12 protein-coding genes are annotated in these 12,932 nt (G+C 40.0%); 11 read left to right on the forward strand and 1 reads right to left on the reverse strand.

The window, feature by feature from the left end; all coding sequences use genetic code 11:
* Positions 1 to 31 precede the first annotated feature (31 nt).
* The 3 genes from Q8O20_RS04390 to Q8O20_RS04400 are packed head-to-tail and all read left to right on the forward strand — an operon-like array spanning position 32 to position 5,447.
* Positions 32 to 1,369, forward strand: coding sequence for a P-loop NTPase fold protein (locus tag Q8O20_RS04390; protein WP_305530149.1), 1,338 nt, complete (start codon positions 32 to 34; stop codon positions 1,367 to 1,369).
* Positions 1,366 to 2,286 carry a hypothetical protein gene (locus tag Q8O20_RS04395; protein WP_305530150.1) on the forward strand — a complete coding sequence of 307 codons (921 nt, stop codon included), beginning with the start codon at positions 1,366 to 1,368 and terminating at the stop codon, positions 2,284 to 2,286. Before Q8O20_RS04390 ends, Q8O20_RS04395 begins: the two co-directional genes overlap by 4 nt.
* Positions 2,287 to 2,315: 29 nt before the next feature.
* On the forward strand, positions 2,316 to 5,447 hold the full coding sequence (locus Q8O20_RS04400; RefSeq protein ID WP_305530151.1) for a type I restriction endonuclease subunit R: 3,132 nt from the start codon (positions 2,316 to 2,318) through the stop codon (positions 5,445 to 5,447).
* Positions 5,448 to 5,704: 257 nt separating this feature from the next.
* Here Q8O20_RS04400 and Q8O20_RS04405 read toward each other — a convergent pair whose 3' ends face one another.
* Positions 5,705 to 6,193 (reverse strand): helix-turn-helix domain-containing protein, encoded by a 489-nt coding sequence (locus Q8O20_RS04405; protein ID WP_305530152.1) that lies wholly within the window; start codon positions 6,191 to 6,193, stop codon positions 5,705 to 5,707.
* 116 nt (positions 6,194 to 6,309) lie between these two features.
* On the opposite strand from Q8O20_RS04405, the gene Q8O20_RS04410 reads away from it, so the two are divergent.
* The 8 genes from Q8O20_RS04410 (at position 6,310) to Q8O20_RS04445 (ending at position 12,814) form a co-directional block, all read left to right on the forward strand.
* On the forward strand, positions 6,310 to 6,822 hold the full coding sequence (locus tag Q8O20_RS04410) for a hypothetical protein (RefSeq protein ID WP_305530153.1): 513 nt from the start codon (positions 6,310 to 6,312) through the stop codon (positions 6,820 to 6,822).
* Between the two features lie 178 nt (positions 6,823 to 7,000).
* Positions 7,001 to 8,485: a hypothetical protein gene (locus Q8O20_RS04415; RefSeq protein ID WP_305530154.1), complete on the forward strand. Its 1,485-nt coding sequence runs from the start codon at positions 7,001 to 7,003 to the stop codon at positions 8,483 to 8,485.
* Positions 8,486 to 8,703: 218 nt separating this feature from the next.
* On the forward strand, positions 8,704 to 9,504 hold the full coding sequence (locus Q8O20_RS04420) for a phage replisome organizer N-terminal domain-containing protein (protein ID WP_305530155.1): 801 nt from the start codon (positions 8,704 to 8,706) through the stop codon (positions 9,502 to 9,504).
* Complete coding sequence (locus Q8O20_RS04425; protein ID WP_299893417.1) at positions 9,501 to 9,698, forward strand: AlpA family transcriptional regulator; 198 nt, start codon at positions 9,501 to 9,503, stop codon at positions 9,696 to 9,698. Before Q8O20_RS04420 ends, Q8O20_RS04425 begins: the two co-directional genes overlap by 4 nt.
* A 57-nt stretch (positions 9,699 to 9,755) precedes the next feature.
* On the forward strand, positions 9,756 to 10,415 hold the full coding sequence (locus tag Q8O20_RS04430) for a DCL family protein (RefSeq protein ID WP_305530156.1): 660 nt from the start codon (positions 9,756 to 9,758) through the stop codon (positions 10,413 to 10,415).
* 141 nt (positions 10,416 to 10,556) lie between these two features.
* The gene (locus tag Q8O20_RS04435) at positions 10,557 to 11,045 is read left to right on the forward strand and encodes a hypothetical protein (RefSeq protein WP_305530157.1); all 489 of its coding nucleotides are present in this window, start codon (positions 10,557 to 10,559) and stop codon (positions 11,043 to 11,045) included.
* 140 nt (positions 11,046 to 11,185) lie between these two features.
* A complete protein-coding gene (locus Q8O20_RS04440; protein WP_305530158.1) occupies positions 11,186 to 11,824 on the forward strand; it encodes a hypothetical protein in 639 nt (212 codons plus the stop codon).
* A 12-nt stretch (positions 11,825 to 11,836) separates the two neighbouring features.
* Positions 11,837 to 12,814 carry a hypothetical protein gene (locus tag Q8O20_RS04445; protein ID WP_305530159.1) on the forward strand — a complete coding sequence of 326 codons (978 nt, stop codon included), beginning with the start codon at positions 11,837 to 11,839 and terminating at the stop codon, positions 12,812 to 12,814.
* The last annotated feature ends 118 nt before the right edge of the window (positions 12,815 to 12,932 follow it).

The raw sequence follows: 12,932 nt of genomic DNA on the forward strand, positions 1-12,932 counted from the left end.
AAATAATAAATATCTATTTGAAGGGAATTGTATGAGTGATCCTCTTTTATCTTTACCACAACCATCTGCAACCATTCAAAAACCTTTTGATGGCGATAAGTTCAGTAGAAAACAGCTTGCAGAGCAGTTAACGGCTTATCTTTATCGGCTTTCTTCTGGTGCGGTACTCGCTATCGACGCTCCATGGGGTGAAGGGAAAACATGGTTTGGAAAAAACTGGGCAGAGCATCTTAAAAACGATTCATATAAAGTTATTTATATCGATGCTTTTGAACAGGACTATATCGAAGATCCCTTTATGCTCATTAGTGCTGAAATAATGGAGATTATCGATGATGGTATTGTAGAGGATTTCAAACAAAGCAGTTTGAATGTCACCAAAGCGTTGCTTCCGATTGCAGTTAAAGCTTTATTCAATGTAAGTGGCAGAGTTTTATTAGGCACCAGTAATATCACAGAAGAAGTAAGTGCAGCGCTGAGTGAAAGCATAGATGAGTCTGGCAATCTTATGAGTGAATGGATCAAAAATAATCTCGAAAGCCATACACAAAACAAAATGGCAATGCGTCAATTTAAAGAATCTCTGGCCGATTTCGCACAATCACAGGATAGACCAGTTGTTATTTTCATTGATGAACTGGATCGTTGTCAGCCGACCTTTGCAGTAAAATTAATCGAACGTATCAAGCATTTCTTCGACGTACCCAATCTCGTATTTGTTCTTCTTCTCAATCGAGAGCAACTTGAAAAAGCAGTACGCGGTGTGTATGGAAATGATACGGATGCGGCAACCTATTTGGGTAAATTTGTCAATTTCTTTTTCCAATTGCCAAAGCCAGATGGTTTGGATAGCCATTATGCGGAACAAAAATATACTTCTTTTATAGAGCATACTTTTTCTCGTTATCAATTTTCCGTTGATGAAAACTGTAATACATTTATAAGATATTTAGTCTTTTGGGCGATAGAATATAAGCTTTCATTGAGAGATATTGAAAAAATCATTGCTTATTATGCATTTGCTTACCCGGTACATAAACTGAATTATCTAATGGTGTATGTCATTATGCTAAAACTCAAACATAATGACCTTTTCCTGAGTTTAAAACAGAATGACCATCAAGCTCATGAGATTGCAAAAAAACAAATTGAAGACTTGATAAGAAAAGCAGAAAAAAATGAGAACTCAACCGCGCAACGGGTTCTTGCTATGGTTAAAGAATGGCATGAAGCTCATATCAATGACTTCAAAGAAGTGGGTGAAAATTTCAAGGCAATTGAACGTGATCTTTTTGCTACAGGAACGGATTTAAGTGGTATTTTTAAATATCTTGCTAAAAAAATTGAGTTGACGATGGGAGTGCAGTGATGGGAGAAGAACTAAAAAATTCTATCAAAGCAAAGCTGTATGATTTTGCTTATACGCCATTTATGAGCTCCTATGTTATCTCATGGATTTTATTCAACCACAAATATTTATTGGTTTATTTTGGCACCAGTATGCTTGATCATAAACTTCTTTATTTGGGAGAATGTCATGTGGAATTTTTATTTCCATTATATTTCGCATTGATTTATGTGTTCGTATATCCGGCAATCGGACTAGTGTTTTACTATGTGACATTATGGTACAACAAAAAGTCAATGAAAATAAAGCAACAAATTGAAGATGAAACTCCAATAACACAGGAACAAGCACGAGAAATTAGACGTGAACATTACAAATTGGCTGATGAGAGAGATCAGGCGCTTGAAAAACTCAAAGAAAGCCAAAAAGAGCATACTCAAGCGCTTGCAAATACACTGAAGCCCCTACAAGAACAGATTGAATCTTATTACTCCACTCAAAAAGTGTCAGATGAACTGATACAGAAGTTGGAAGCTGAAAATGAATCGTTGAAAAAATCCTTGGAAAATCTACCTGCTATCACAGCAGAACGAGATGAACTCAAAGAGAAATTCGGCAATATAAAGCGTGTAGATTTAAAAACTCGTACAGTTAGCGATGCATTTTCTGAAACGGATATTACAAAAGAAGAAGATGTTATTGTAGAAGATGATCGTACAAAAGTTTTGAGATATTTTTATGAGGGGAATTATAAAACGACAACTGAAACTACTGCGATTGATCAGATAGTTAATTTCACGAAATTGGCACGTCCAAAAATAAAATTGATATATGATCAGTTGTTATCAGAGAGAATTTTGAATAAAAGTGATCGAGGCTATGTTAGTATAACTGATAGTGGAAATAAAATGTTAGTTGAGCTTTTTGATCATGAGTAAAAATGCACTAATGCTTATGGAGTCAAGATATGAGTAAACACAAAGAGATTACTTTCGAAACCGAGATCGTCGAGTATCTAACGAATCATCAATGGATAGAAGGTTCCAGTGATGGCTACGATAAATCTCTTGCCCTCTACCCCGAAGATCTTATCACCTATATTCAAACCACTCAGCCCTCTGAATACGAAAAGTTTTCCAAACGTCATCAAAGCAATACAGATGTAGCCCTATGCCGCCATGTCGCCTCGATGATGGATAAACAAGGCTCACTCTATTTCCTCCGGCACGAGCTAAAAGAGATTAATGCCCGTTTCAAACTCTGTCAGTTCAAACCTGACCTGCATTCCGAAAAGCTCCAAGCCGATTATGACGCCAATATCCTCCGTGTAGTACGTCAAGTCTACTATTCTGAGCATAATCGCAATAGCATCGATTTGGTTCTTTTTCTTAACGGTATCCCGGTTGCTACTATCGAGTTAAAAACCGATTTTACTCAGAACGTCCAAGATGCCATTAATCAGTACAAATATGACCGCAACCCAAAAGATCCCGCCACGAAGCACGAAGAACCGCTATTGGCTTTTAAACGACGCTCACTGGTACATTTTGCGGTGAGTACCGATGAAGTGTATATGACGAGCCAGCTCAAAGGGAAAGATACGTTTTTCTTACCGTTTAACAAAGGCAATGATGGAGCGGCCGGCAACCCTCATAATCCTAACGGGTATGCGACATCGTATCTGTGGGAAGAAGTATTCTCCAAAGATACGTGGTTAAAGATCATCGGCCGCTATATCCACCTCGAAGTCAAAGAGAAAGAGGACTTCACTGGGAAAAAATACAAAAGCGAAAGCATCATCTTTCCTCGCTATCACCAGTTGGATGTCGTTACGGCACTTATTGAGGATTCCAAAGTTAACGGTGCCGGTCAGCGTTATCTGATTCAACACAGTGCCGGTAGCGGGAAATCAAACTCGATCGCATGGCTAGCTCATCAGCTTTCATCACTACACAGTGAGACCAGTGCGCGGATTTTTAACTCGGTCATCGTAATCACCGATCGAACGGTTCTTGATTCTCAGCTCCAAGAGACTATCTCTCAGTTCGAACATAAAAATGGCGTAGTGGTTGCAATTAATAGAGAAGATGGAGAAGGGAGTAAATCCGAACAATTGGTAAATGCTCTTGAACGAGGAGCAGCGATCATTATTGTAACTATCCAAACCTTCCCGTTTGTCATCGATGCGATACGTGAAAGAACTACGCTAAAAGGGAAAACCTACGCTATTATCGCCGATGAAGCGCACTCCTCACAAACCGGTGCAACGGCTAAAAAGCTTCGTGAAGTTTTGACAACACAACAGATCGAAGAGGATGAAGAGATTAGTGCGGAAGATGTTATTGCTGCTGCACTCACTGCGCGATCTGAGAGTGACAATATCAGTTATTTCGCTTTTACCGCTACTCCGAAGAGTAAAACGCTTCAAATGTTCGGAACGCTTCCTGACCCGACCCGTCCGGCGGCATCCGATAATATCCCTCTTCCGTTTCACTCGTATACTATGCGTCAGGCGATCGAAGAAGGATTTATTATCGATGTACTGAAATCCTACACAACGTATGATCTTGCCTACAAGCTTGCAACTGCTGAAGGCGAGCGAGAAGTGGACGCAAAAAAAGCGAAAGTGCAACTGGCGAAATGGGTCAAACTACACCCTTATAACATCTCTCAAAAAATCCAGATCATTATCGAGCATTTTCGTACCCATATAGCGCATCTCCTCGATGGTCAAGCCAAGGCAATGGTTGTCACCGGTTCACGTAAAGAGGCGGTACGGTATAAACTGGCGTTTGATAAATACATCCATGAGAATAGCTACCCCAACATTGCAGCCATGGTTGCTTTTTCTGGGAGTGTGATCGATGATGTTGAAGGAATAACCAACGAATACACCGAAGCAAATATGAATCCGAATCTCAAAGGGCGTGATATGCGCAAAGCCTTTGATAGTGACGATTATCAGGTGATGATCGTTGCCAACAAATTTCAAACCGGCTTCGATCAGCCCAAATTGTGTGCCATGTATGTGGACAAGAAACTGAGCGGTGTCGAAGCGGTACAAACTCTCTCACGTCTCAACCGTACCTATCCGGGGAAAGATGTGGTCTTTATCCTCGATTTTTTCAATAAAGCCGATGAGATTAAAGAGGCATTTGATCCTTACTATACCACCGCTGCTTTGACCGATGTGAGTGATCCGAATATCGTGCATGAGATCGAAATGAAACTAAGCGCATTTGGAATTTATACTCAAAACGAGGTAGAACAATTCGCACAAGCCTACTTCGATCCCAAAGGGAAACAAGAGGCAATGTCCGCCGCAGTTAAGCCGGCAAGTGAACGCTATAAGACACGCTATAAAGCAGCACTGGAAGCAATTAATTCAGCCAATATCGCACTCACTCATGCGAAAGAAAACAAAGATGAAGCGGGTATTCATAATGCCGAGCGTGATATTACCTCTGCGAAAGAAGATAAAGATGCACTCGATCTTTTCAAAAAAGACCTTGGAACCTTTATTCGAATGTATGAATTTCTCTCACAGATTGTTGACTATGAAGATGCCGATCTTGAAAAACTATGCGCGTATGCGCGGGGACTTCTTCCGAATCTCAAAGTCATTGATATCACCCCACCTATCGATATTGGCAATGTTGAAATGACACACTACAGTCTACGAAATAAAAAAGTACAGTCTATTAATCTGGATAATGGAACGATTAAACCTGATGGTCCCGGTGGTGGCGTTGCCCGTGATCCTGAAACAGATACGATAGAGCATATTGTCGAAAAGATGAATGAACTCTTTGCCGGTGAACTGACAGATGATGATAAACTCAACTACGCACGTACTATCAAAGATAAAGTGATGGAGAACTCGAAAGTAGTCGAACAATTCCGTACCAATTCAAGAGAACAAGCCATGCTAGGTGATTTCCCTACGGTGATGCTCGATGCCATCATTGGCAGTATGGGTGCACATGAGAATATGGCCAAACAGGTACTGACCGAAGAGAAAGTTCAAAGCGGATTTGCGAGACTGCTATTGGACATGATTTATAATGATATTAGAAGTTCAAAAACTGATATTATTTGAATCGGCACAAAGGATGTGATTGGATAACAAGCGGAGCGTGGTTAGAGAATAGGGAAAATTCGTCCGTGGCAGCCTTTATCGTCCTCCCTTACTTAGTGAGGAGAGTCCTGAGTTGCGGGAGTGAGTTTCACTCTCTTGGGTCAGCTTTGTACCCTTATAAAAATACAAGTCTAAAGAGTTATGATTGAGATTGGATTACAAAAAGCAGTGTTGCTGCCTCGTATAACTTCCCTTGTAATGAGGGGGAAAGTTAGTTTTTATTTCATAAATTTTTTTATTTCGTCGGCTTGTTCTCTGTACATTGCAACTATTCCTGTAAGTGTATCTTTAAATTTTTGTAGCATTGTAAGGTTGCCATATTTAGCTACGTATATGTAAGCTTCTTCAATTTCTCCAGCTGTTTGAATAGCATCAAATTCAAGGCCCTCTTCTAAATTTGATTTTGGCAGCCTTGGTATAATGGAACCAACCGCGTTAGTGTGATCATTATTTCGAAAGGCGATTAAAACTTTTGCGAGATCTGGCATCAATACAGGTTTAAATACACTGTTTAAATCGACATCTTTTTTCAGTAGAAAAATAATTATTGGTTCATATTGAAAAGAGTTACGTGCAATCCAGTTTGTTAATGCACCATACTTGACACCAATCTCTTCAGCTAATTGTTTATCTGTTTTTATTCCGGTTTTTTCTTTGATAGTGTCGAGTAAAAGTCTTGTATTCATCTTTTTACCTTGTGTCTTCATTATATGTAACTATATCACAAAGATATTTAAATTAATTGATTGACATACATATATCATATAGATATAATAAAATGTATCATATTGTTTAAAATGATAATATTAAAAGGAAAAATACTATGAACAGAAAAGATCTTTTGCAAAGACTTGAGGAACTCTTCAAAGCCCGTTCTAGAACATTGGCAGAAATACTGCAACAGATCAGCGAGCTAAATAAAAAAGATGACGAAAATGGCGGCAACGGATCTTCTGATAGTTTGGGATCTGCAACGATGAACATGAAAATACTTGAGCTGCAGTTTATTGCATCGATCCAATACTTTCAAGATCTTGAAGATCCGGACAAAGAAGCAGTAGAAATTTTGAATCAACTTGCAAAGGTAGTTGATCTTTTGGAGGAGGATAATGATTTAGAAGCTTATCATCTTATACATAAAGCCGTTGATCAAGCGAGTATTTATAAGCTCAACCATACGGGCGAGGAATTTGAACTCGACCACAAAAAAATGATGGGCATAATCAAAGAATTTGTCGTTGATTCTGGCAATGGTAAGTCGTCAAAAAACCTAATGGAAGCTTTGGCCGAACTGAAAAAAAAGCATCCAAAAAAATCGTCTGATTTTAAACTTTAATCCATTTTCTCCCTATCATCCCTAGTTTAGCTTGCGAAGTGGGGATGATCTTAAATTGTACCGATAGTGGTGCAATTACAACGTAGAACTCTGAAGGGGTGCGTAGTTGCAACTACGCACCATAAATGGTACTACGTTGTTCCCTTGTCTCGCAAGCTCATCATGGAAGGAGAAAAAAATGCCAAGATCTGCCACCTTTTCAGTTACAGCCGCCGGTGCTCATTCGTCGGCTCATAACAGTAGGGAAGAAAAACCGAAGTATCTTATTGGTACTTCCCCTGGATCGGAGAACCTCTACGATCTCCGTCATTCCGATGCTGATTTTTTGGCACTGGCGGAAGCGAAGTACAAAGAGACGACCGGCCAAAAAATGCAGCAAAAACAAAAAGACGCACTCATCAAAGAGACCGTCCTTTCCCTGGAAACTCACCATACCGCTGCTGATGTTCAAAAAGTGTTTGATGAGCTATCAACCAAGTATGGGGGCCACTACATCACCGAGCTCTCTATCCATCGAGATGAGGGACACTTCGAGGATGAGAACGGGATCACCTACTACCCGACCAAAGACATACTCCAAAAGGGGGATGAATGGTACAGCGTCCCACTGGCCGAATCGATCACCCATGCACCGGACTATCGACCAAAGGCCGAGGAGTTTAGCGAAAAGGTCGATATCAAGGATTTTAAACCGGTACACAACCATCATGCTCATGTCAAATTCTCGATGTTCGATCCAAGAACCGGTAAAACTGGCCGGATGCAGCACAAGGATCTGAATGATCGGATCAATACGGCGGCTAGAGTCTTAAAGCTTGAATATAAGCCGGAAAAAAAGAGCGACAAACGTTCAACAGTTGCCGAGATTAAGGTACAACATAAAGCGGTCCGGAATGAAAAAGTAACCAATTATCTCGAGCACGGTCTGACAATCCAGGCTAAAAACCGGGAAATTGTCCGACTTGAGTATAACTTCCGAGAAGCGCAAAAACGGATTTCCGCGATGGAAGCCCTCGATGTTGAACAGAAAAAAGAGCTTCACCGGCTTAATACTGAGATCAACAAAACCAAAGACGACGAAGCAAAAGCCAAAATGATTGAAGAGCTTGAAAATAGGCTCACAGAAAGCACAAAAATAGTCATAGAAGCTCAAAATGCACTTTCAGAGGCTCAGAATACTATCGAAGCTCAAAAACGCGAAATAGAGCGTTTAAAAGCTGAAAACGTCGAAAAAGACAAAGTGGTTATGGAAGCCGCGGTCAAAGTCGGTGCGTTTTCGTCCACCTCCCCGACGTTCCGCTCAGAACTGATCGCCCCGAAGATCGCCGAGGTAGTTGAGCAGATCACAGCCAAAGCAAAACATCATTCCGATCATCTCGTCGATATGATTGCAGAGATTCACAGTGCAGTTGAGCATCAAGATCCGGATATTTCAAAGATCGTACATCGTCAACGGGAAGTATTGAACTATAAACGAAATACGGCAGAACCTTATAAAACGGCTATAGAGCGGCGTAATAACGCATATAAGGCGAGATTGGAACAAAATAGGTCTACATTAAATGCTTCTAAAAACGACATATACGAAGTTCTTACCAAGATAGAACAATACAATGCACAGCATGAAAAACCAAAAGGACTGACAATCAAGGGACCTTTTTAGGTGAAGCTACATACATGAAGCAATGCTGCTTCTCATTAATTTTTCACTGGTTTCTCTTTGATAAAATCCGACAAAAGTCTTGTGTTCATCTTCTTACATTAGTATGTTTAGTGATATGTAACTGTATTACGAAGAGAATTAAATCAATCCCTTGACATATATATATCACATTGATATAATTAAACTATATCAATATGTTTAATTTGAGGGGAAGTGAGATGTCTTCTAAAAAGTACTATTGGCTTAAATTGAAAGATGATTTTTTTCGCGACCCGAAAATAAAAAAACTGCGAAAGATAGCCGGTGGTGACACTTATACTATCATCTTGCAAAAAATCATGCTGCTTTCTATTAGTGAAGGAGGTGTGATCAAATTTCAAGGATTAGAGAAATCTCTTCAAGAAGAGCTAGCCCTAATCCTCGACGAGGATGTCTCTAACATCGAAATTGCACTTTCATTTATGAATTCTACGGGGCTCATTGAACCATTATCTGACAAAGAATTTTTATTGCCATCCGTACCTACACTAATTGGAAAAGAAGGTGACTCTGCCGAAAGAATGCGTAAACTGCGGGAAAAGAACAAAGCTCCTAATCAGTTACCGTCACATTGTGACGGCACAGTGACAAAAAGTGACACAGAGAAAAGAGAGAAGAGAAAAGAGTTAGAGAAAGATATGGGGGGTAACGCGCGCGAGGAATATTTGTATTTCAGAATGGCAGGGGAGGGGATTAAAAATCCGATCGCTTTCAAAAAGACAATCATGAGCGAAATGCAAGATCCAAGATCAGATGAATCCAAAAATTTTGTGAATTGGCAAGACCTTATGACTACGTGGCCAAAGTCACTGAATGATCTCTATCAAGATTTTTGCAGCTTTGGACATAAAAATCGAAAAAAATGCAAAGAAATTGCGACTGATCATGTCAAAGATTTTGGGATCAATATAACGCCTATGTTGTTCGAAATTGCTTTTTATGAATCTTGCAAACTACAGCAAGGTAAGGGGGTTGCATGAGCCCTTCACAAAAACGCTTCCTCACCCCCGATGAACTCCTCGAAGAGTATGGCTTCGGTAAAAAATGGCAGGACAAAATGAGATCGAAGAAGCTGATTCCCTACAAGAAACTTGGGGGATATGTGCGATATGATCGCCTCGAAATTGATGCCTGGATCGAGAAGCATTCTGTTGTGTCTGAAGAGTCGGCGTAATGAGATATAATTATTTCCAAGTGAATACAGATAAACATATTAAACGTTAGGCAAAAAATGAAGTTCTACTTAGGCGATTACGAATACCCTACGAAAAGTGAATTTATCCGTGAAATATCAAGCTATCTGAAGACTGCAAAAAGTCATATCATCACAAATCAAGAAATGACAGAAAAACTTTCGCTATTGCTCCATATGCACCCTTCATCCGAAAGGAAAATTGGTCCCGGAATAAAGCACTTCAAGGTCGAGAAAAACACTCAAGGATCAGGAAGCAGTTTCGTTGCTGTCCGCATCGATGGTACCGAAGAACGCTTCTCATACAAAACGTGTATTACAGGCCAAATTCAAACGAAAAGAAGTGAGGTCCTTGAAGCACTAAGATTCGCAGTTCGGGATCAACTTTTTGCTTTTCGCAAAACACTTACCCTTCCGATTAAATGTGCTCTTTCAGGAAATGAAATTGAAAAAAATGAGGACTTACATATAGACCATAAAACACCTTTTTCAGAATTAGTCCGTGAATTCTTGGAACTTGAAAGCACTACCCTTGAAAAACTGAATACATGTGGGAATGGTGAAAACCTTGAGCTAGCTGATAAAGATTTGGAATCCAGGTTTAAAAAATTTCATGAAAACAATGCGGAACTGCAACCTTCTCTAATGAAAGAAAATATTAGAAAAGGAAATGATCTTAACCGCATGCCGGTATTATAATTTTTTAATTTCTCTTCATTTTTTAATTGGATTTAGAAATGGTGAGAGTTGATCGCTGCAAGGTCGAGAAACATTCGGTTGTTTTGGAAGAATCGGCTTAATGGGATATAATTGATTTTAAAAAAGAAAGGTAGGAACTGAATGGTTACAAGATTGAAAGCATCTATTTTATTGTCAACATTCTTTATTGCATGCACATCCTCATACGCGATTGAACAAGGAAATGCCATTTTTACAACTGGATCATCTGAAATGATGTTTTATGAAGAGAGCCCCATCAGTCTAAAGATCACTTCCGGTCAATATGATGGATGTTTCATAGTAGGAACTGTTTATCCTGACCATGGCAGAGGCTATCTTAAAGATGCACAAATATCTTGTATATTTGAAAAAAATCAGCATTTTAATAGACAAATGAAAAATATCATTATCAACGATTTAGATAAAGGAGGAGGAATACCTATGGTTCACAAAGAAGTATCCGAAGATACTCTCAAACTACTCAAATTATCTTGTGAAAATAATCATAATGAAATAGCATGTAAAGCTTATATAGCCTCTCCACTTGGAAAAGATCAAGTACAACGATATACTCCAATCATAATGTATTGGGAGAATGTAGAAAACTGATGAGATCCAGCATCTTCAAATCTTGCTTCATTTTCGAATTGGATGGATCTACCTAATTAAGGTTGATTCGGGTTCAATAGATCTGGCATTTTTTTTGCTATAATGCTAAAATTTCAAAATTCCGTCACGAAAAGGGTGTTATGACACACAAATCCTCTGATGCGGCCGCAAATTGCGGCGAGGTAGAAAAAATGACTCCATTCGTCATCCCAGCCCACGCTCATGCCGAAGGTGCGGCAGTTATTCCTTATGACCGCTACGCTGAGGGTGTTGCCATGCGGGCCAGTATGAAAAAAGAAGGGTGGTTCCTCAATAAGGGTGTCGAATACGCCAAGGTCTGCGTCAAAGAGCTGGTCCTTAATACTAAAAACACTCTCTATATCTTTAATCAGAGAATGGACGAAGCCGTCGCCGATACAAACGATGTTTATGACGCACTCCAAGACGCGGCTTACCGTGGCGTCGAAATACGATTGCTGCTTGAAGAACCGTACTGCGCCGAGAACATACAAAATTCCAAAGCACTTCATTTCCTTGAGTTTGCAAAAGCCGCGGGTGGGAATGTTGATATCAAAACAGCCTCTGGAAGCGAAATTGAAAAAATCAAAGAAATTCTCGGTTCCGATTATCATTTCATGGTTGGTGACGAGAGCATGGTACGGATTGAGCTGGGTAAGATTGATTATCGGGCTATAGTCAGCTACAACGAAACAGCTTACGCCAAACAATTGCACAGCCTTGTAGAAACGGCATTTTCAAACCACACATTCTCTAATTAAGGGGGGTGCGCTATGCCTTCCCCTGAACACTACGTTTTTTATTCTTTTGTGACACTTATCATGTTTTGCACCACATTACTTTTGGGGCTTTCTATCGATAAATTCATAAATGAAATTATCGGGACTTTCGACAGACGGCTAAACTCCATTATTGATGAAAAAGTGGAGATGTTGAATAAAGTCATTGCCGACCTTGCTGTCGAACAAGAATCGCTGATAAACTTCATCGGCGAAAAGCATAATGAATCACTTACTAAGCGGCATCAAAAAGTCTTTTTTGCCATCAACAGCGGTGCGGCCAAAGCCAAAGAGATGCAAAAGGAGCTTGCGCAGAAGAGCGGCAACCTTCTCAGTCAGGAGTTGCGTCCGTGTGTCGAAGTCGCCATGCTTGCGGCACTGCTCGGGTTCATTTTTATTGTTATTGGCGGAATCGAGCATGCAGGCTATCTTTTCGGGTATTACTTCTTCTATATTTTCTCATTCACTCTGATTGCTCTATGGCTCTTTATCTACTTCATCAAAAAGACCAGGGTAAGTAACCATACGGAGAACAGCAAATTTGAAATTTTTGGCCGTGCCGCCACAATACTCGGATATATTGTAGTTTTGACCGCAATAACCTTTGCAATTTATCAGATAGTTGGGTTTTTTGATGTGATTGCATGGCTTATAACATCTTATCCAAACGTGGCCAAGGTCGCATTGACTGTTCTTGCCGTCGGCTCATTTCCATTATTAGCAACGCTCACAGGGTTTTCCATCCTAATTACTCCGCTCATTCTTATTGGCCTCAAACTGAAAAATCACCACAAAAGTATGCAGGCGAGCGCTAAAAGCATATTAGAAGACAAGGCTCTCCTTAAAGCCGAGGAAGAAGAGGTCGAGCTTTCTTTGGCTATTGGCAAATTAACTGATGCAAACGGGGTCCTTGAAATATTAAGCAATGAGTCGCAGGAAGAGGAAGAAGGGGATCCGGCGGCTACAACGTGATTATCTGATTGCGTCTCCTGCTCTCCGGCGGGCGACAACCAGAAATTTTTTTGCTGTATATTAGTGTCTAGGCAGCTACGATTCGACGCTTAAGTTTTAAGCGGTAAAAGAGCGGAAA

This window comes from Sulfuricurvum sp. (genome assembly GCF_030691015.1).
Taxonomy (GTDB): domain Bacteria; phylum Campylobacterota; class Campylobacteria; order Campylobacterales; family Sulfurimonadaceae; genus Sulfuricurvum.

Coding starts and splice junctions, on each gene's coding strand:
- Q8O20_RS04390 (WP_305530149.1), top strand. CDS start 32: ATGAGTGATCCTCTTTTATCTTTACCACAACCATCTGCAACCATTCAA.
- Q8O20_RS04400 (WP_305530151.1), top strand. CDS start 2,316: ATGAGTAAACACAAAGAGATTACTTTCGAAACCGAGATCGTCGAGTAT.
- Q8O20_RS04405 (WP_305530152.1), bottom strand. CDS start 6,193: ATGAAGACACAAGGTAAAAAGATGAATACAAGACTTTTACTCGACACT.
- Q8O20_RS04410 (WP_305530153.1), top strand. CDS start 6,310: ATGAACAGAAAAGATCTTTTGCAAAGACTTGAGGAACTCTTCAAAGCC.
- Q8O20_RS04415 (WP_305530154.1), top strand. CDS start 7,001: ATGCCAAGATCTGCCACCTTTTCAGTTACAGCCGCCGGTGCTCATTCG.
- Q8O20_RS04420 (WP_305530155.1), top strand. CDS start 8,704: ATGTCTTCTAAAAAGTACTATTGGCTTAAATTGAAAGATGATTTTTTT.
- Q8O20_RS04425 (WP_299893417.1), top strand. CDS start 9,501: ATGAGCCCTTCACAAAAACGCTTCCTCACCCCCGATGAACTCCTCGAA.
- Q8O20_RS04430 (WP_305530156.1), top strand. CDS start 9,756: ATGAAGTTCTACTTAGGCGATTACGAATACCCTACGAAAAGTGAATTT.
- Q8O20_RS04435 (WP_305530157.1), top strand. CDS start 10,557: ATGGTTACAAGATTGAAAGCATCTATTTTATTGTCAACATTCTTTATT.
- Q8O20_RS04440 (WP_305530158.1), top strand. CDS start 11,186: ATGACACACAAATCCTCTGATGCGGCCGCAAATTGCGGCGAGGTAGAA.
- Q8O20_RS04445 (WP_305530159.1), top strand. CDS start 11,837: ATGCCTTCCCCTGAACACTACGTTTTTTATTCTTTTGTGACACTTATC.